Source organism: Pimelobacter simplex, assembly GCF_024662235.1.
Lineage (GTDB): Bacteria > Actinomycetota > Actinomycetes > Propionibacteriales > Nocardioidaceae > Nocardioides.
Genome location: NZ_CP096276.1, coordinates 4,392,467 through 4,410,084, shown reverse-complemented (window position 1 = coordinate 4,410,084; position 17,618 = coordinate 4,392,467). Strand labels below are relative to the sequence as shown.

The 17,618-nt window shown below is 72.8% G+C and carries 16 protein-coding genes; 9 read left to right on the top strand and 7 right to left on the bottom strand.

Annotated elements, in window-relative coordinates:
• Positions 1-151 precede the first annotated feature (151 nt).
• Positions 152-2,281 (top strand): hypothetical protein, encoded by a 2,130-nt coding sequence (locus M0M48_RS21645; RefSeq protein WP_257752704.1) that lies wholly within the window; start codon positions 152-154, stop codon positions 2,279-2,281.
• Positions 2,282-2,311: 30 nt separating this feature from the next.
• On the opposite strand, the gene M0M48_RS21640 is transcribed toward M0M48_RS21645, so the two are convergent.
• From M0M48_RS21640 to M0M48_RS21630, 3 genes are all read right to left on the bottom strand, one after another.
• Positions 2,312-2,941 carry a PadR family transcriptional regulator gene (locus M0M48_RS21640; RefSeq protein WP_215812550.1) on the bottom strand — a complete coding sequence of 210 codons (630 nt, stop codon included), beginning with the start codon at positions 2,939-2,941 and terminating at the stop codon, positions 2,312-2,314.
• A 16-nt stretch (positions 2,942-2,957) separates the two neighbouring features.
• Positions 2,958-4,187, bottom strand: coding sequence for a hypothetical protein (locus tag M0M48_RS21635; RefSeq protein ID WP_257752703.1), 1,230 nt, complete (start codon positions 4,185-4,187; stop codon positions 2,958-2,960).
• Positions 4,188-4,256: 69 nt separating this feature from the next.
• Positions 4,257-7,049: an ATP-binding protein gene (locus M0M48_RS21630; protein WP_257752702.1), complete on the bottom strand. Its 2,793-nt coding sequence runs from the start codon at positions 7,047-7,049 to the stop codon at positions 4,257-4,259.
• Positions 7,050-7,167: 118 nt separating this feature from the next.
• Here M0M48_RS21630 and M0M48_RS21625 point away from each other — a divergent pair, with 118 nt between their 5' ends.
• Positions 7,168-7,707, top strand: a complete 540-nt coding sequence (locus tag M0M48_RS21625; protein WP_257752701.1) for a hypothetical protein — start codon at positions 7,168-7,170, stop codon at positions 7,705-7,707.
• 11 nt (positions 7,708-7,718) lie between these two features.
• Here the strand turns inward: M0M48_RS21625 and M0M48_RS21620 are convergent, their stop codons facing one another.
• Positions 7,719-8,729, bottom strand: coding sequence for a Calx-beta domain-containing protein (locus tag M0M48_RS21620; RefSeq protein WP_257752700.1), 1,011 nt, complete (start codon positions 8,727-8,729; stop codon positions 7,719-7,721).
• Between the two features lie 151 nt (positions 8,730-8,880).
• Between M0M48_RS21620 and M0M48_RS21615 the strand changes: the two genes are divergently transcribed.
• The gene (locus M0M48_RS21615) at positions 8,881-10,026 is read left to right on the top strand and encodes an acyl-CoA dehydrogenase family protein (RefSeq protein WP_257752699.1); all 1,146 of its coding nucleotides are present in this window, start codon (positions 8,881-8,883) and stop codon (positions 10,024-10,026) included.
• A 67-nt stretch (positions 10,027-10,093) separates the two neighbouring features.
• Here M0M48_RS21615 and M0M48_RS21610 read toward each other — a convergent pair whose 3' ends face one another.
• The 3 genes from M0M48_RS21610 to fdxA all read right to left on the bottom strand — a co-directional run bounded on the left by M0M48_RS21610 (position 10,094) and on the right by fdxA (position 12,247).
• Positions 10,094-10,858 (bottom strand): IclR family transcriptional regulator, encoded by a 765-nt coding sequence (locus tag M0M48_RS21610; RefSeq protein ID WP_215812556.1) that lies wholly within the window; start codon positions 10,856-10,858, stop codon positions 10,094-10,096.
• A gap of 91 nt (positions 10,859-10,949) precedes the next feature.
• Positions 10,950-11,951: an NAD(P)/FAD-dependent oxidoreductase gene (locus M0M48_RS21605; protein WP_257752698.1), complete on the bottom strand. Its 1,002-nt coding sequence runs from the start codon at positions 11,949-11,951 to the stop codon at positions 10,950-10,952.
• Positions 11,948-12,247, bottom strand: a complete 300-nt coding sequence (gene fdxA / locus M0M48_RS21600; RefSeq protein ID WP_215812558.1) for a ferredoxin — start codon at positions 12,245-12,247, stop codon at positions 11,948-11,950. The genes M0M48_RS21605 and fdxA overlap by 4 nt, the downstream gene beginning before the upstream one ends.
• A gap of 203 nt (positions 12,248-12,450) precedes the next feature.
• Between fdxA and M0M48_RS21595 the strand changes: the two genes are divergently transcribed.
• Genes M0M48_RS21595 through M0M48_RS21570 form a run of 6 tightly spaced genes read left to right on the top strand, consistent with a single transcriptional unit; the run spans position 12,451 to position 17,608 of the window.
• A complete protein-coding gene (locus M0M48_RS21595; RefSeq protein WP_215812559.1) occupies positions 12,451-13,794 on the top strand; it encodes an aromatic ring-hydroxylating oxygenase subunit alpha in 1,344 nt (447 codons plus the stop codon).
• On the top strand, positions 13,791-14,315 hold the full coding sequence (locus M0M48_RS21590) for an aromatic-ring-hydroxylating dioxygenase subunit beta (protein WP_215812560.1): 525 nt from the start codon (positions 13,791-13,793) through the stop codon (positions 14,313-14,315). Before M0M48_RS21595 ends, M0M48_RS21590 begins: the two co-directional genes overlap by 4 nt.
• Before the next feature lie 11 nt (positions 14,316-14,326).
• Positions 14,327-15,535: a Dabb family protein gene (locus tag M0M48_RS21585; RefSeq protein ID WP_257752697.1), complete on the top strand. Its 1,209-nt coding sequence runs from the start codon at positions 14,327-14,329 to the stop codon at positions 15,533-15,535.
• A complete protein-coding gene (locus M0M48_RS21580; RefSeq protein ID WP_257752696.1) occupies positions 15,499-16,743 on the top strand; it encodes a M20/M25/M40 family metallo-hydrolase in 1,245 nt (414 codons plus the stop codon). Before M0M48_RS21585 ends, M0M48_RS21580 begins: the two co-directional genes overlap by 37 nt.
• A gap of 59 nt (positions 16,744-16,802) precedes the next feature.
• Positions 16,803-17,246 (top strand): XRE family transcriptional regulator, encoded by a 444-nt coding sequence (locus tag M0M48_RS21575; RefSeq protein WP_257752695.1) that lies wholly within the window; start codon positions 16,803-16,805, stop codon positions 17,244-17,246.
• Entirely contained in the window at positions 17,243-17,608 is a 366-nt protein-coding gene (locus tag M0M48_RS21570; protein ID WP_257752694.1) for a HepT-like ribonuclease domain-containing protein, read from the top strand. The genes M0M48_RS21575 and M0M48_RS21570 overlap by 4 nt, the downstream gene beginning before the upstream one ends.
• The last annotated feature ends 10 nt before the right edge of the window (positions 17,609-17,618 follow it).

Genomic DNA, 17,618 nt, shown 5'->3' with positions numbered 1-17,618 from the left:
ATGCCACCGACAGTGATTCATCGGCGAGGGATTTCCGGTGGTGCGGGGGCCGCGGCCCCAACCGGCTCCCAGCCGGCTCCCAGTGCCTCGTCCGAGCCTGACCGGGACGGTCGCGACGTGTGCGTCCGTCGACGACACCCAAGGAGAGACCATGTCCACCACGACAGCGCCTGACCGGGCGCGACGTCAGCCCTTCTCGCCCCGCGCGGCCACGTGGCTCGCGACCCTCGCGCTCGCCGCCGGCGCCACCGTGGCCGCGGCGCCCCCGGGGCACGCCGTCCCGGCGTACTCGGCCAGCGCGCTGCAGGCGTGGGGCAGCAACGACTACGGCCAGACCCAGCTGCCGGCCGACCTGCGCAGCGGGCTCAAGGTCGTCCAGTCGATCTCGCTCGGCGAGCACCAGGGCGTCGCGGCGACCACCGACAAGAAGCTCTACGCCTGGGGCGACAACACGCACGGCGAGGGCTCGGTGCCGGACTACCTGCAGAACCTCGGCACGATCGACGTCGCGGCCGGCGACGGGTTCAACGTGGTCCTCGGCGACGACTTCAACATCCGGGTCTGGGGGAGCACGCCGTACAGCCTCGACAGCGTGCCGCAGCCGATCGTCGACGGTGACGTCGCCAAGGTCGCCGCGGGTCATGACCACGCGCTCGCGCTGATGTCGACGGGCAAGGTGGCCGGTTGGGGCCGGGCCGCGACGGGCGCCACGCTGCCGCCGACCTCGGTGCTGCTGGGCACGATGAAGGACATCGCGGCCGGCAACGGCTTCTCGGTCTCGCTCTCGACCTCGGGCAAGGTCTACGCCTGGGGCGACAACACCTATGGCGCGGCCAAGGTGCCGGCCTCGCTCGACGGCCGCAAGGTCGTCCAGATCGCCGCGGGCGAGCACCACGCCCTCGCGCTGACCGAGGACGGCGAGATCGTCGCCTGGGGCAGCAACGCCGAGGGCGCCCTCAACATCCCCGCGCTCGCGCCGGGTGACCGGTGGGTGCAGATCGCCGCGGGCGACGGCTTCTCCGCCGGTACGTCGGAGCAGTCGCCCGTCGCGGGCGTCTGGGGATCCGGCGCCACCGGGATCCGCCGCTCGCCGGCACCGTCGGGCTCCAACGCCGTGTCCGTCGTCGCGGGTGGGGACTTCCTGGTGCAGGGCTTCCGGCGCCTCGGGGTCGCGGCCGCGCCCACGGTCACGACGCTGCCCGGCAACGTCTTCCGCGCCGGCACCACGATCCAGGCCACGCACGCGACGTTCGGGCCGACCGACACCGTCACCAAGACCGGGCAGTGGCTCAAGGTGACCGACGAGGTCGTCAGCACCGTCGGCACCGGCCTGACCTACACGCCGACCAACGCCGACATCGGCTCGACGCTGGTGTTCCGCACCAACGCCACGAACGGCACGTACGGCACGGCCTTCAGCGACACCCCGCAGGTCCAGGTCAAGGGCCGGCTGTTCACGTCCATCTCCAAGCCCCGCATCGCCGGCAGCCCGTACGTCGGCTCGACGCTCACCGCGGTCGACGTGTCGGCCGTGCCGACGACCACGACCTACCGCTACGACTGGTACGCCGACGGCGCCTACCGCCGGACCAGCGACGCCCGCGGCGAGTACGTCGTGCAGGAGGCCGACCGCGGCAAGCGCATCACCGTCCTCGTGTACGCCGACAAGGAGGGCTACGAGCGCATCCAGGCCGAGACCTCCGACGCCACGCCGGTGGTCACGGACACGCCGGGCTACCAGGTGGTGTCCGCGCCGCGGATCACCGGCACGCCCAGGGTCGGCACGACGCTGGTCGCCGCCGCCCCGGTCGCGCAGCCGAGCCCGGACCGCACGACCTACCAGTGGTTCCGGGACGGGGTGGCGATCCGCGGGGCGACGAGCGAGCGCTACCAGGTCCTGCCGGCCGACGCCGGCAAGCGGCTCGACGTCCTCGCGACGCTGAGCGGCACCGGCCACGCCGACACGACCACCCGGTCGGCCGCCGTCACGATCGCCAAGGCCGCGCCCGCGATCGGCTGGAAGGCCAAGCAGGTCAGCCGCAAGGGCGCCAAGCGCAAGGTCGCGATCAGCGTCGTCGTCACGGCCCCGGGCGTCCCCGCGCTCGGCGGCGTGGTCACGATCCGCGACGGCGGCAAGGTGGTCAAGACGATCGCCCTGCGCGGCGGCAAGGCCTCCGGCACCGTCAAGCTCAAGCGCGGAAAGCGCACGATCACCGTGACCTACGCCGGCACGACGGGTGTCGCCGCGGGCTCGGTGACCAGGAAGGTCAAGGTCGCGTAGCGACCGTCACCGCACCGGGAGCGCTGCCGGTCAGCGCCCGAGCAGCGCACGGTAGCGCTCCCGGTCGGTGTTCATCTGCCACCCCGGGTCGTCCGCGGGCGGCGCCCAGGTGGCCGGGTCGAGGCGCAGCTCGTCCTTTTTGAGCTGCTCGATCGTCTCGCGCAGCCAGGCCAGCTCGGCCACCGCGACGTCCAGCCAGAGGACGACGGTCCGCAGCGCGTGGGGCGGTGTCTCGGCCGGGGCCTCCGGCGTCGCGAGCTGGGCGACGATCCCCTCGAGGGCGACCCGGCGGGTGATGAGCGAGCGCAGTGCCCGGTCGACCGGGATCAGCGGGAGCAGGCCGAAGGCGGCGCTGAACGCCGTGCGGTCGACGATGCTGACCTCCTCGAGCCCGGCCCGGACCAGGCGGTCGAGCTCGGTACGCCCGGAGTCGGTGAGCTCGTAGACCGCGACCTCCCGGCCGCCGTCGACCAGGTCGTGGCGGACCAGGTGGCCCTGCTTGGTCAGCGTGGACAGGCCGTTGTAGATCGAGCCCGGGTTGACGTGGGCCCACTCGTCGACCTGCCACGAGAGCAGCTCGCGCCGGATCTGGTAGCCGTTGACCGGCTCGAACAGCGCGACGGCACCCAGGAGCAGCAGACGGGTGTCGTGGGCGGCCATGCCGCGATTGTAGGTATCAGCGCTTCCGCTTGATCGTCACGACCGCCCGGGCCGTCGCGCCGGCGGGGACGGTGCCGGTGGCCTGGACCGTCGCCTTGACCTTGCGGGACGTGCGCAGGAGCGCCTTGCCCTTGGCCGTCAGCCGGAGCGGGACGGCGGCGCTGCGCCCGGCCGCGACCCGGTAGCCGCCGCGGGCGACCACCTTGCCGCGGGCGGTGACGGTCAGCGTGCCGGTGCAGCCGGAGGTGTTGGCCGCGGGGCAGCGGGTGCTCAGCACGAGCCGCTTCTTGGCGAGGACGACGGGACGGGCGCCGGTGACGGCGAGGGCCGGTCCGAGGGCCCGGCGGGCACCGCCCCAGAAGGGCATCGTGCCGTCGGCGATCTTGCGCAGCCCGGTGCCGTTGGTGTTGATCACCCAGATGCCCTGGTCCTTGCGCTCGAAGACGATCCGGTCGCCCTCGGCGCTGAACTCCGGGTGGGTGTCCTGGCCGGTGGTGAGCAGCCGGTCGGGGCCGGTCGTCGAGCCGGTCCGGTAGAGCGCCAGCGCGCCGTAGTACGGCAGGCCGAAGCCGGTCGACTCCGGGCCGCGGACGGCGACGATCGTGCCGGCCGCGTTGATGTCGGGGAACGCCGTCTGCTGGGAGAGGTCCGGGTCGACCGCGAGCTGGGTGTCGCAGCCGGGACCGCCCGCGACCTCCAGGCAGATGCGGGAGCCGTAGCTCGTCGTACCGCGGTGGGTGCTCATGAGCTTGTCGCCCTTCCAGCCGATCGAGAGCTGCATCGTCGACGACGCCTGGGCGGTCGAGGGCGCGCCCGCCGGGGCGACCCGGGCGTACCAGCCGAGCGAGGCGTAGTACCAGACCCAGGCGGTGGCGCCGCCCGAGCCGGAGATGGCGGCGAAGTCCGGCGGATCGGCCGCGCCGGGCGTGGCCATGGTCCGGGTCAGGCCGCCGGGCGCCAGCGCGATCTCGCTGACGGTCTGGGTGGAGCGGTCGACGACCCCGGCGGTCCGGCCGTCGGTGGTCACGCCGGCCGGCTTGGCGTTGGCCCGGACCACGCGGCGCGAGCCGGGGACGTCGGGGTCGATCGCGCACACGGACGTGCCGCACTGGTAGACGACGACCGAGCCGGCCAGCACCGCGGCGCTCGCCGGCGGGGTGGCGGTCGGCAGGCCGCCGGTGGGCAGGGCGAGCGCGGCCGCCAGGGCGGCGACGAGCGCGGTACGACGGAGTCCCGGGATCCTCATGCCGCAGGACCCTGCCCCAGGCGTGCCGGCAGGAAACCGAGCCCGAACGAACCCGAACGCCCGCCGGGCTCAGGCCTCGGCGAGCAGCGCCCCGAGCCCGTCGCGGCCGACGCCGAGCTTGCGGTAGGCCCGGGAGAGGTGCACCTCGACGGTCTTGGTGCTGACGAAGAGGCGCTGCGCGATGTCGCGGTTGCGCAGCCCGGTCGCGGCGAGCGCGCAGACCCGGCGCTCGGCGGAGGTCAGGGCGGCGACGCCGGTCAGCTCGATCCGGCCGGCCCGGCCGCCGGCGAGGGCGAGCTCGGTCGCCGCCCGCTCCGCCAGGGGTACGGCGCCGAGCCGGTGGGCGAGCTCGCGGCCGCGCCGCAGCTCGTCGCGGCCCTCGACCCGGCGCCCCGTACGACGCAGCGCGGCGCCGAGCGCGACCCGGGAGCGCGCCTCCTGGAGCCGGGCCTCGGAGCCGTCGAGGACGGCGACCGAGCGTGCGAGCAGGGCGAGCCCGGCCTCGGTGTCGTCGGCGACCTCGCCGGAGATCCGCAGCGCCTGGCCGAGCACGGCGGCGGCGTCCTTGGCCTCGGCGCAGGCGAGCTCGACGGCGGCGAGGGTGCGGGCCTCGTCGACCCGGCCGAGGGCCCACAGGCTCTCGACGGCGGCGGGACGCCAGGCGCACCAGGTGGGGGAGTCCATGGCGAGGGCGGCGAGCCGCTCGCCGCAGGTGTCCAGCGCGGCGAGTGCGCCGGCGTGGTCGCCGGTGGCGGCGCGGACCAGGCCGCGGGCGCGGAGCAGGTGGATGCCGGTGGCGTGGTTGCGGTCCTCGGCGACGTCGTCGGGCACGTGGTCGAGCGCGGCGACGGCCTCGGCCAGCCGGCCCTGGGCGAGCAGCGCCTCGGCGAGGCCGGCCGAGGCCATGAGGCGGAGCAGCTGCCCGCCGGGGACGACCTCGGCGTGGCGCAGTGCCTCGGCGAAGTCGGTGCCGCCGTCGTCGATCCGCCCGGCCCACAGGTGTGCCCAGCCGCGGGTGACCGAGGCGGCGGCGTAGAGCGGGACGGAGCCGGACCGGGCGGCGAGGTCGAGGCCCTGGGCGCAGAGGACGGCGACCGCGTCGTACTCGCCGGCGCAGGCGAGGTGGATCCGGGCGAGGGTCCAGGCGAACGGGTTCGTCACCTGCTCGGGCGTCGCGCCGTCGCCGATCGCGCGCCGGGCCAGGTCGCCGGCCACGGAGATCGGCGCCTCGGTCGCGTTGGCCACGGAGGCCTGGTGGATGAGGAGCAGCCGCTCCCCGGGCGTCGTACCGGCGAGGTGGCCGTGGCGGGCGAGCCGGGTGCGCGCCTCGTCGACCCGGCCCGGCGCCGAGAGCGCGGCCGCGACGAGCTCGGCCTCGACGACGAGGGTCAGGTCGCCGTGCTCGGGCCCGAGGCCGGCGAGCGCGTCGCTGAGGATGGGCACGGAGCGCTCGTAGAACCCGCCGACGTGGTACGCCGCGGCGAGCCCGATCGCACACTGCGCCCGCAGCACCGGGTCGGTCACGCCGCGGCCCGCGCGCTCCAGGGTGCTCACCGACGCCGGGTCGCCGGCCCGCAGCTCGGCGGTGCCCAGCTCGACCAGCAGCTCGGGGAGGTCCGCGGCCGGCGGCGGCTCGGCGATCGCGCGCCGGAGCAGGTCGGCCGCCGCCTGGGGCGCTCCGTCGGCGAGGGCCGCGCGGGCCGCCGTGTGCAGCAGGTTCGCCGCCCACGGGTCCCCGACGCCCTCGGCCTCCAGGAGGTGGCCGGCGGCCAGGTGCAGGCCGTCCGGCTCGTCTGCGAGGGCGCGGGCGGCGCGCCGGTGCAGGTCGTCGCGGGTCGCGGCCCCGGTCGCGGCGGCGACGGCGCTGCGCAGCAGGGCGTGGCGGAACTCCAGGGGCCGGTCGGTCGAGAGCAGCCCGGCGTCGCGCAGCCGGTCGGCGGCGATGCCGGCCCGCTCGGGGCTCAGGTCCGCCAGGCCGGCGGCGATGCGCAGGGGTGCGGACTCGAGGGTCGCCACCGCGCGGGCGAGCGCCTGCTCCGCCGTACCGAGGGCGGTGAGGCGCTGCACGACGGTGTCGACGACGGTGCGGGGGACGAGCGAGCGGACGTCCGTCGTCCCCAGCAGGTCGGCGAGCGCGGTGACCAGGAACGGGTTCCCGCCGCTGACGTCGGCGCACGCCGCGACGAGCTCGTCGCTGATCTCGTCGTGGCCCAGCTGGGCCAGGCAGGAGCGCACCCCGGCGACGCTCAGCGGCGCGAGGTCGAGCCGGGAGGCGCCGGCGACGAGTGCCGCCAGCGCCGGGCTCCGGCGCTCGGGCAGGATGTCGCGGGCCGCGACCACGAGCAGCACCGGCAGCTCGCCCGCCCGGTTGAGCAGGTGCTGGCAGAACAGCAGGGACGCCTCGTCCGCCCAGTGCGCGTCGTCGACCGCGAGCACCAGCGGACCGTCGGCGGCGAGCCCGTCGAGCAGCCAGTAGAGGCTGTTGAGCATCATCGAGGGGTCGTCGACCGGCTCCCCGCGGTGCAGCACGAGGTCGACGGCGGCCCGGGCCGCGCCGTGCGCGATCCCGCCCAGGCCGTCGAGGGCGGCCGGGTCGAGCCCGGCCAGCGCCCGGCCGAAGAGGTGCCGCACGACGCCGTACGGCGTGTGGGTCTCGAGCTCGCCGGCCGTCGCCCGCAGCACTCGCAGGCCGCCGGCCCCGGTGTCGGCACCGGTCAGGACGGACGTGAGCAGCGCGGTCTTCCCGACCCCGGCGGGCCCGAGCAGGCAGAGCGCTCCGCCGGTCCCGGCGCGCAGGCGGTCGAGGGCGGCGCCGGCCTGAGCGAGGCTGGCCTCCCTCTCGACGAGTCGACCGCTGGCCACGGAGGCAGCGTAGTGCGGGCCGGCCGAGGATTGGGGTCGTTCCCTGATGCGGTCACCTCGCCGGGGCTGGCTGGATGGGGGCGTGACTGCCCTGCGCCGTACGGCCGCACCCTTGCTCATGACCAGCCTCCTTCTCCTCGCGACGGCGGCCTGCTCCTCGTCCGACGACGGTGGTGACGACCGTGGTGACTCCGCCCCGTCCACCACGCCGACCACCACCGCGACCACGGCGACCACCACGCCGACCGAGCCGGCCAGCGTCGCGGCGGACCCCGCAGCCCGCCTCGACTTCGCCGTCGTCGAGACCGCGGCCGCCGACCTCACCAGCGACAACCCGTCGTGCGCGATCATCAAGTGGGGCACCAACGAGACCGGCGCACCCGGGCAGGTCGACTTCCGCCAGCTCGACTGCTACGGCGACCAGGACGCGGTCGGCATCGGGCTGCCCGCGCTCTCGCAGACCATCATCTGGGTCGAGATGCCCACGCCGGAGGCGGCCCGGGCCTACGCCCAGGACAACCTGTACGACGACAAGCAGGCGCTGGTCGCGGGCCCGACCGCGCTCGTGGTCAACGGTCTGTGGGGCCAGCAGGGCACCGACCTGTACGCCGAGGTGCAGGCGGCCTGCGGCTGCGGAGAGCTGGTCTCGGCCGGCTGACGGATCGGGCGTCAGTACGCCGCCACCCCGCTGCCGGTCAGGTTCCAGGTGTTGTCGTAGGTCAGCGCCGGCGGGTTCGCCGTGCCGGCGTACGTGTAGCGGTCGGTGGAGTAGCGCAGCCGGTCCGGCTGGTCGGGCGTGGCGTAGCCGTTGTAGACCAGCGCGCCCCCGTTGCCGCCCTGTCCCACGCGGCCCGCGGCATTGCCCGGGTTGGGCCCGCAGGTGACCGGCATGTTGCCGGTGCCGGTGAGGGGCGCGAGGTAGATGGCGTAGTCCCAGTAGCGCGGGTCGACGTCGTGCCCGGGGCCGGTGGCGCTGTCGTCGACGGTGAAGTCGCCGGTGAGCTGGCTCCCCGTGAGGGTGCCGGCGCCGGTGCAGGTGCCGCTCGCCGTCCAGCTGATCGAGGCCGACTGGACGACATAGTGCACCTGCTGGTCGCGCCACGGCGTCCCGAGCACCGGGTCGTTCTTCTGGAAGACGTAGGTGATCGTGCCGCTCCACTCCACGTGCAGCGAGTCGGGCACGGTGCCGCCGGGGTAGACGGCCGTCTTGGTCCGGCCCGAGACCGTCCCGGTGATGGTCTGCGGGAAGCGGACCGGGCTGCTGTCGTCGTCGGTGATCCGTACGGCGACCCGCGGGGTGCGGATCTTCGCGGCCCGGCTGCGGAGCGCGACGGTGAAGCTCTCGGTCGGCTCGGCGACCCGGTCGTCGACCAGCCGGACGGTGATCCGGGCGACCTTGCGGCCCTTCTTCACCACGACCTTGCCGCGGGCCGCGCGGAAGTCGCTGCCGGCCCGCGCGCTGCCCGCCACGGTCGCCCACGAGATCGCCACGTTGCTGCGCGCCTTCTTGGTCAGGCGCACCACGACCACCGCCTGACCGGCACCCTCCGCGACGCTCACCGGGGCGGCCGACGCGACCGGCTTCGGTGCGGCCGCGGCGGCGAGCGCCGGGGTGGCCGGGAGGAGCGCGGCGGCGGTCAGGAGCACCAGGGCAGGGCGGAACCAGCGAGATCGAGACATGTCCGGCACGCTACGAACGGCGCGGCCGGGGCGCGTCAGGGTCGGCCCCCAATCCTTGCCGCGCACCGTGCTCCGGGACCAACGATCGCCCCCCGATTGTTGTGCTCGGGGACAACGACCGGCCATGTGACTCGCGAGTAGAGTCCGGGACATGAAGCGCGATATCTACGACGAGGACCACGAGGCATTCCGGGCGTCCGTCAAGGAGTTCGTGGACCGCTCGGTCCTGCCGCACACCGAGGAGCACATCGCCGCCAAGGCGCTGCCCCGCGAGTTCTGGATCGAGGCCGGCAAGCAGGGCCTGCTCGGTCTCGAGGTCCCCGAGCAGTACGGCGGCGCCGAGGCCGGTGACTTCCGGTTCAACGCCGTCCTGCAGGAGGAGCTCGCCAAGGTCGGTGCGGCGTACCCGACCTGCCACGGCATCCACGCCGACATCACGGCGCCATACATCGTCGAGCTGGGCACCGAGGAGCAGAAGCAGCGCTGGCTCCCCGGCGTCGCCTCGGGCGAGATCCTGCTGGGCATCGGCATGACCGAGCCCTCCGGCGGCTCCGACCTCGCCGCGCTCAAGACCACCGCGGTGCGCGACGGCGACGCGTGGGTCATCAACGGCTCCAAGACCTTCATCACCAACGGCTACTCCGGCGACCTCTTCGTCACCGCCGTGCGCACCGACCCCGAGAAGGGCCCCAAGGGCATCACGCTCTTCGGCATCGAGGCGACCCAGGAGGGCTTCTCCCGCGGCCGCAAGCTCGACAAGGTCGGCATGGAGGAGTCCGACACGGCCGAGCTGTTCTTCGAGAACGTCCGGGTCACCGACGCCGAGATCATCGGCGAGCTCAACATGGGCTTCATCCACATGATGCAGAAGCTCCCCCAGGAGCGGCTCGGCTGCGCGGTCGCCAACGTCGCGCACGCCAAGCAGATCCTCGAGGAGACGATCCAGTACGCCAAGGAGCGCCAGGCGTTCGGCGCCCCGATCGGCACCTTCCAGCACAACAAGTTCCTGCTGGCCGACCTGGTCACCCGGATCGAGGTCGCCGAGGCCTACATCGACAAGTGCGTGCTCGCGCACTCGGAGAAGCGGCTCACCGCGATCGACGCGGCCAAGGCCAAGTGGTACTCCTCGCAGGTCCAGGGCGAGGTGCTCGACCACTGCGTCCAGCTGCACGGCGGCTACGGCTTCATGAACGAGTACCGCGTGGCCCGCGCCTGGCGCGACGCCCGGGTCACCAAGATCTGGGCCGGCTCCAACGAGATCATGAAGGAGCTCATCGGCCGCGACCTCGGCCTCTGAGTCCCCCGAACGCACGAACCCCCGGCGCCCAGCGGGCGTCGGGGGTTCGCGTCGTCAGGGGTGGTGCTCAGTGACCGCCGAGACCCTCGGACAGGTCGCGCGTGGTGCGCAGCAGGGCCCGCGCCATCGGGCTGTCGACATCGGCCGAGACGGTGACGGCGGTGCCGACGATCGCCATCGACGCGACGATGGTGCCGCCCTCGAAGATCGGCGCCGCGATGGTGCGCACGCCGTTGATGTCGGGGGAGTTGAGCGAGAGACCGAGCTCGCGGATGTTCTCGAACTCCTCGCCCAGCTCGGGCGCGCGGCGCAGGATCGACTTGAGACCGGGCACCTGGTCCGGGGGCAGGAACGAGCAGAACACCCGGCCCTGCGCGGAGTCGGTGAGGTCGAGCCGGGCGCCGGAGCGGACGCCGATCCGGATGATGTGGTCGGTGTTGTCGACCGAGCGGACCACGGTGGCGGTCTCGCCGTCCCACACCGAGAGGACGACGGTCTCGTCGACCTCGTGCAGCAGCGACTCCATGTAGGGCTCGGCCGCCGCGACGATGGGCAGTCCGGCCCGGGCGGACGCGGCGAGCGTCAGCACCTGGGGGCCGAGCGAGTAGAGGGCGGTGCGCTCGTCGTACCGGAGGAGGTGCGCAGCGCGCAGCGCCTTGGTGTAGCGGTGCGCGGTCGCCTTGCTGGTGCCGAGCGATGCGGTGAGCTCGTTGAGGCTCAGGTAGGGCTTGGCGACCGTGAACGAGCCGAGGACGACCGCGGCCCGCTCCACCGTCTGGATGGTGGGAGCGGTCTCGCTCGTCTCGCGCTTGGGGCTCTTGCTGGCAGTCAATGGGACCTCGAATCGGGGCACGGGCTCGACGGAGTATCGCACGGGGTGGGCGCCGCGCCGATCCGGTTCGGTCGGCGCGGCCCCCGTGTCGTCAGAGGTCGGACGAATGCCCCGGCGTGAGCGCTGATCCGGGCCGGACCAGCGCGGTGATGTGGTTCACGGCGAGGGCGGCCTCGCCGAAGCCGATCGAGATCAGCTTGACCTTGCCCTCGTAGTGGGCGAGGTCGCCGGCTGCGAAGACCCGCTGCCGGTTGGTCCGCATGGTGCGGTCGACCAGGATGTGGCGCTTCTCCTGCTCCAGACCCCAGTCGTCGATCGGGCCCAGGTCGGCGATGAAGCCGAGGGCGGCGACGACGGCCTGCACCGTGAGGGTGCGGCTCTCGCCGTCGCGGGTCTCGATGACGACCTCCTCGATGACCTCCTCGCCGGACACCTTCGCGACCTCGTACGGCGTGAGGACCTCGACGCTCGACTCCTGCAGCTGTGCGACGCTGCGCTCGTGCGCACGGAACTGCGGTCGGCGGTGGACCAGCGTGACGCTGCGCGCGATCGACTCCAGGCCGAGGGCCCAGTCGAGGGCGGAGTCGCCGCCGCCGACGACGAGCACGTCCTGGTCGGCGAGCTCGGCCAGGCGGGGCACGAAGTAGCGCAGCCCGCGATCGAGGTACTCCGAGCCGACGGGCAGCTCGCGCGGCGTGAAGCTGCCGATGCCGGCGGTGATGAGGACCGCGCCCGCGCGGACCGTCTCGCCGGTGTCGGTGGTGACCTCGACGCCGTCCTCGTGCTCGACGAGGCCGACCGCGGTGCGGCCGAGCAGCAGCAGCGGGTCGGCCGAGCGGGCCTGCGCGTGCAGCGCGTCGACCAGCTCCTGGCCGCGCACGGCCGGGAAGCCGGCGACGTCGTACAGCGCCTTCTCGGGGTAGAGCGCGGCGATCTGGCCGCCCACCTCGGGCAGCGCGTCGAGCAGCGCGACCTTCAGCTCGCGGAAGCCCGCGTAGTAGGTGGCGTACAGGCCGGTCGGGCCGGCGCCGACGATGAGCAGGTCGACCTCGTGGGTCGCGCCCGCGACCGGGGCGGGGGACGTGGCGCTCATGCGACGTCCGGGTGGTCCGCGCCGGTGCGGCCGACCTTGCGGGCACCGCCGGGGGAGCCGAGGTCGGTGAAGAACTCGGCGTTGATCCGCTCGTAGTCCTTCGACTCGTCGGGCAGGTCGTCGTGGTGGTAGATCGAGATCTGGGGGCACACCGGCTCGCAGCGCGCGCACTCGACGCACTCGTCGGGCTGGATGTACAGCATCCGGTCGCCCTCGTAGATGCAGTCGACGGGACATTCCTCCACGCAGGACCGGTCCATCACGTCGATACAGGAACCAGTGATCACGTAGGGCACGGCGACTCCGTTCGTTATGCAGGCCGAGATAGCGTCTCTTATTACAAGACACGACAATGAACCCAGAAGGGCGTCGGCGTCAACCCGTCATGGCTTTGCGACGACCCCTTGACAGTCCCTGCGGGGTGGGCGAGGCTATGTCGCATCGCGAGATGGCATCTCGCGATAGTGACTCAACGTGATGAGGGTGAAGGAGCGACGGCATGCCAAGCGAAGCGTCCGAGCGAGCGGCAGGTCCCATGCTCGTCGAGGACTGGGACGAGCTCACGTTCCGCGTGAATCGGGAGGCGTACCGCTCTCCTGAGATGTTCGCGCGAGAGCGGGTCAACATCTGGCTGCGGACCTGGCTCTACCTCGGGCACGAGACGGAGATCCCGAACGCCAACGACTTCAAGGTCCGGACGATCGCCGGCCGGCCGCTGATCTTCTGCCGCGACGCGGACGGCGAGGTGCGGGCCTGGCTCAACTCCTGCCCCCACCGCGGCACCGTCCTGTGCCGGGAGAACGAGGGCTCGCAGAAGCGCTTCCAGTGCTTCTACCACGCCTGGACGTTCAACAACGACGGCACCGTGGCGGCGATCCCGGACGACGGCGCGTACGAGGACATCGAGTCCCTGCAGAAGAACATGATGCTGCGCTCGGTGCCCCGCCTCGAGATCCACGAGGGCTACGTCTTCATCTCGTTCAACCCCGACGTGCCGCCGCTGCTGGAGCACCTCGGCGACGCCGCCGACTACATGACGATGATCGAGCAGCAGCACGCCTCCGGCGTGACCACGCTGCCCGGCGTCCAGCTCTACAGCGTGCGCGGCAACTGGAAGCTCGCCGTCGAGAACGCGATGGACGGCTATCACTTCTCGCCGACCCACAACACGTTCGTGGGCTACCTGCGCGAGTCCGGCTTCGCGGTCACCGACGACAACCAGTTCGCCTACAACCTGGGCAACGGGCACTCCCTGCTGGTGCTGACCGGCCACGGCGGCCGGATCAGCATGATCTGGGAGCCGCGCTTCGGCGAGGCCGAGAAGGTCCGCACCGAGGAGCACCGCGCCGAGATGGTCGAGCGGCTCGGGGAGGAGCGGGCGCACTACATCGCCGACGAGAGCCACATCCTCTTCGTCTTCCCGAACCTGCTGCTCTTCGACATCGAGGGCCTCTCCATCCGCCAGCTCGAGCCGGTCGCGCCGGGGCACACCGACGTCCGCGCCTGGCAGCTCGTGCCGCGCGAGGAGGACCCCGAGTCCCGCGCGCTGCGCATGAAGACCGTGGTCAGCTTCGTCGGACCCGGCGGTCTGGCCACCCCCGACGACATCGAGGCGTACGAGGCCGTCCAGCGCGGCATCGAGGCGACCAAGGGTGCCGGCGAGCTCGACTACAGCGACATGTCGCGCGGCATGCGCGACGAGGTCAAGGGCGAGCAGGGCCGCTCGATCGACGAGGGCGCCATGCGCGGCTTCTGGCGTGAGTGGGAGAAGGTCGTCGACGGCGGCCTCCAGGTCACGGGCAACCGCCCGGAGAGCTTCCTCGAGGGGAGGGACGTGCGATGACGCAGGCTGACGTGCGCGGCTCGATCGAGGTCGCCGGCCGCACCATCACCCGCGGCCAGGTCGAGGACTTCCTCTACGAGGAGGCCGACATCCTCGACTCGTGGAACTACGACGGCTGGTTCGCGCTCTTCGAGGAGGGCGCGCGCTACGAGGTGCCGACCACCGACTACCGCGGCTGGTCGCTCCACACCGGCGGCTCGTTCGTCGATGACGACTACGACCTCATCAAGGCCCGGGTCAAGCGGCTCAAGTCGCGCAAGGCGCACGCGGAGAACCCGCACTCGCGCACCCACCGCCTGGTCTCGAACGTCCGGCTCTTCCCGGGTGAGGAGGACGGCACCCTGCGCATCCGTGCGTCGTTCGTCGTCCACCGCGCCCGCGACGGGCAGTTCGACACCTACGTCGGCTGGTACGAGCACGTCGTCGTCCCGACGGACGAGGGCCTCAAGTACCGCCTGCGCCGGACGATCCTCGGTCACGAGGCGCTGCCGGTCGGCGCCCGCCTGAGCTTCATCCTCTAGGAGACGCGCCGATGATCCGACACACCCTGCTCTTCCGGTTCGCCGACGAGGTCCCCGCGGGGACCCGGCAGGCGATCCTCGCGGAGCTGGAGACCTTCCCCGAGCGCTATCCCGCGATGCGGCACTGGTCGATGGGGGAGAACATCAGCAGCCGGGACCAGACCTATACCCACGGGATGTCGGTCGAGTTCCCCGACGAGCAGGACCTGCTCGCCTACCTCAACAGTGAGTCGCACGAGACCTTCGTGCGCGAGAAGTGGCGGCCGGTGATCGCCGACCAGGCGATCGTCGCCTACGAGTTCGCGAGCCCCGAGGGCGACGCGGGAAGGGAGGGACGCGTGACGCAGCGTCCACGCGGGCCGTTCGGCATGGAGTACGCCCGCATCGAGGTTCCGGACATGCAGGCGACGATCGACTTCCTGCAGTATCACGTCGGGCTCCAGCTGGAGCAGCAGACCGACGAGTACGCCTACCTCCGGGCTGACATCGAGCACCACGCGATCGAGCTGATCAGCGCCCCCGAGCGCACCGACGGCTGGACCACCGCGGTCGGCTTCAGCGTCGAGAGCGAGGAGGTGCTCGAGGAGATCAAGCAGCGCGCGATCGCCGCGGGCCAGGAGATCCTCCCGCTCCAGGAGCGCCAGCAGGCGCTGTGCGACAACGGCTTCGCGCTCGCCGACCCCGAGGGTCTGCTCGTCGAGCTCTTCACCGAGTTCCAGGAGTACGCCGAGCCGCCGAGCATCGAGATCCGCCCGCTCGACCTGGTCCACCCCTTCCTCGCGACCACCAAGTACGAGGAGATGCTGGACTTCTACATCAACGTGCTGGGCTTCATCCCGTCCGACCACATCGTCGGCTCGGCGACGTTCCTGCGCTGCGAGGACCGCTACCACCACAGCCTCGCGATCCAGAAGAACGACGAGCACTACGTCGCGCACCTCTGCTTCGCGATGAAGAGCCTCGACCACGTCATGCGGATGCGCGCCCGCGCCCTCTACAAGGGTGCACCGATCGCGTCGGACATCGTCAACCACTCGGCGTCGACGTCCATCGCGTTCTACCTGCACGACACCAAGTTCGGTCCGCGCTTCGAGCTCTGTGACAGCCACCGGGTGTTCACCCCGGAGGAGCACGAGACGCACCGGGCCCGGAAGATGCCCGCCGACCCGCGCAACATCGACGTGTGGCGGCCGGCCTCGGACGACTGGGGACGCTTCTGAGCGACACCCTGGTCGAGCTCCTGGGCGTGCTCGACCAGACGCCGGCGCCCCGTGGCCGCGAGCGACTCGCGGCCACGGCGCTGGCGCAGTGGTGCGGTGAGCGGTGGCCCGCGATCACCTGGACCGTGCAGCCCTACGGCGCCGAGGGCGCCAACCTGGTCGCGTACGCCGGGCCGGGGCCGCTGCTCTACTCGCACCTCGACACCTCCCTCGACGGGGACGGGATCTCCGATCCCCTCGTCACGGGCCGCGACGACCCGGTCGGTCCACTCCGGATCGTCGACGGCACGGCCGAGGGGTTCGGGCTCGGCGTGGCCCGAGCGCCGGCGGCGGCCGCGGTGGCAGCCTTCGTCGCCGCCGGCAGGGGCACGCTCCTGCTGGCCGGCGGTGGCACGCACCGGCGCGGCGGACGGGGTGAGGGCGTCCGCGCCTTCCTCGCCGACGCCCCCGAGATCCCTTCCGCGATCGTGGCCAAGGGCGGCCCGCGCGGGCTGCTCTGGGAGGAACCCGGCGCGGCGTACCTCCAGGTCCGGGTGACCGGCACCTCCGGCGCCGCGCTCGCGCCCGACTCGGCGACACCGCCGGGCGGCGTGCTGCGGCACGCGGGCGTCGTCCTCGACGCGGTGGACAAATGGCGCGAGCGCTACCTCTCCAGCCGCGCGCCGGTCGGTCAGGTCGGCGCCCAGGTCGGTGTGGGGGCTCTGCGCGCCGGCTGGCCGGACAAGCCGGACCTGCTGCCCGCCGAGCTCCTCCTCGACCTGTACGTCGTCACGGTGCCCGGTGAGCGCCCGTCGCGGCTGGCCACCGAGCTCACCGCGTGCCTGCACGCCCTGCTGGCGGCGACCCCGCTGGCCGGCTGCGGCTGCGCGGTCGAGGTCGAGTGGCTGCACGGTGCCCAGGCGACCGAGGCCCGCGCGCCCGTCGTACGGGCGGCTCAGGACGCGTGGGAGCACGTCTTCGGCGAGCCGCCGGCACCGATCACCGGCTGGACCGGCTCGACCGACGGGGTCGTGCTGCGCGAGCACGGGATCGACACCGTCCGGGTCGGCCCGCAGAGCGTACGATCGTCCTCCGATCCGCGGCGCGACGTCGTGGACCTGGCCGAGCTGGAGCGCTATCGGGAGCTCTACACGGCCCTCCTCGCGGGTGACCACCACCCGCACCAGCGGCCGCCGCGGGCCCGGCACGACCACGAGCACCACCACTGAGCACCGGCGCCGTGCCCGTCTCCCTTATCGAGGTCGATATATCCGGCTACGATCGACGCGTGGACATCAGGGCCGAACGGCGCGCGGCGGGGCTGACCCAGGCCGAGCTGGCCGCCGCTGCCCGCGTCCCGCAGCCCAACCTGTCGGCCTACGAGAACGGTCGGCGAGTCCCCAGCCCCGAGGTCGAGGAGCGGCTCCGTCGTGCCCTCCTGGGCCGTCCGTCGGCTCGGGTCGACTGGCATCGCGCATCCATCCGGGCGATCGTCGCGGCACACCACGCCACGGCACCGCGGTTGGTGGGCTCGGTGGCGCGCGGTGAGGACCAGCCGGGCTCCGACGTCGACCTGCTCGTCGACTTCACCGACGAGGCGAGCCTGCTCGACGAGGTCGGCCTCCGGCTGGCGTTGACCGACCTCCTCCAGGTGCCGGTCGACGTGATCGCCGCCGATGGGCTCCGTGAGCCGCTTCGCTCGCGACTGTTCGCCGAAGCGGTCGCGGTGTGAGCAGTGACGGTGTCGCCAAGGCACGTGATGCGGCTGCCCGCGTCGTCCGGGTGTGCGACGTACTTGCGGAGCTCGCCCCGTCGGAGGCGGGGGCCTTCGCGGAGGACGTGCGAACCCAGTGGGCGGTGGAGATGGGGTTGGTCCGGATCGGCGAGGCGGTCCACCGGATCCCGGACGACATCCTGGAGCGCTTCCCCGGTCAGCCGTGGCGGCTGATGATCGCGATGCGCAACTTCGCCGCGCACCAGTACGACGACCTCGATCCGCGCCGGGTCTGGCGGACCTTGACGTCCGACGTGCCTGCTCTGCGCGGCTACCTGGTCGACACGGTGCTGCCCGCGCTCGGCGAAGACGCAACCTGACACATATCGC

Excerpts from the sequence above, each read along its gene's own strand:
- M0M48_RS21645 (WP_257752704.1), top strand. The coding sequence starts at position 152 with ATGTCCACCACGACAGCGCCTGACCGGGCGCGACGTCAGCCCTTCTCG.
- M0M48_RS21615 (WP_257752699.1), top strand. The coding sequence starts at position 8,881 with ATGAAGCGCGATATCTACGACGAGGACCACGAGGCATTCCGGGCGTCC.
- M0M48_RS21605 (WP_257752698.1), bottom strand. The coding sequence starts at position 11,951 with ATGAGCGCCACGTCCCCCGCCCCGGTCGCGGGCGCGACCCACGAGGTC.
- M0M48_RS21590 (WP_215812560.1), top strand. The coding sequence starts at position 13,791 with ATGACGCAGGCTGACGTGCGCGGCTCGATCGAGGTCGCCGGCCGCACC.
- M0M48_RS21640 (WP_215812550.1), bottom strand. The coding sequence starts at position 2,941 with ATGGCCGCCCACGACACCCGTCTGCTGCTCCTGGGTGCCGTCGCGCTG.
- M0M48_RS21585 (WP_257752697.1), top strand. The coding sequence starts at position 14,327 with ATGATCCGACACACCCTGCTCTTCCGGTTCGCCGACGAGGTCCCCGCG.
- M0M48_RS21625 (WP_257752701.1), top strand. The coding sequence starts at position 7,168 with ATGACCAGCCTCCTTCTCCTCGCGACGGCGGCCTGCTCCTCGTCCGAC.
- M0M48_RS21595 (WP_215812559.1), top strand. The coding sequence starts at position 12,451 with ATGCCAAGCGAAGCGTCCGAGCGAGCGGCAGGTCCCATGCTCGTCGAG.
- M0M48_RS21620 (WP_257752700.1), bottom strand. The coding sequence starts at position 8,729 with ATGTCTCGATCTCGCTGGTTCCGCCCTGCCCTGGTGCTCCTGACCGCC.
- M0M48_RS21635 (WP_257752703.1), bottom strand. The coding sequence starts at position 4,187 with ATGAGGATCCCGGGACTCCGTCGTACCGCGCTCGTCGCCGCCCTGGCG.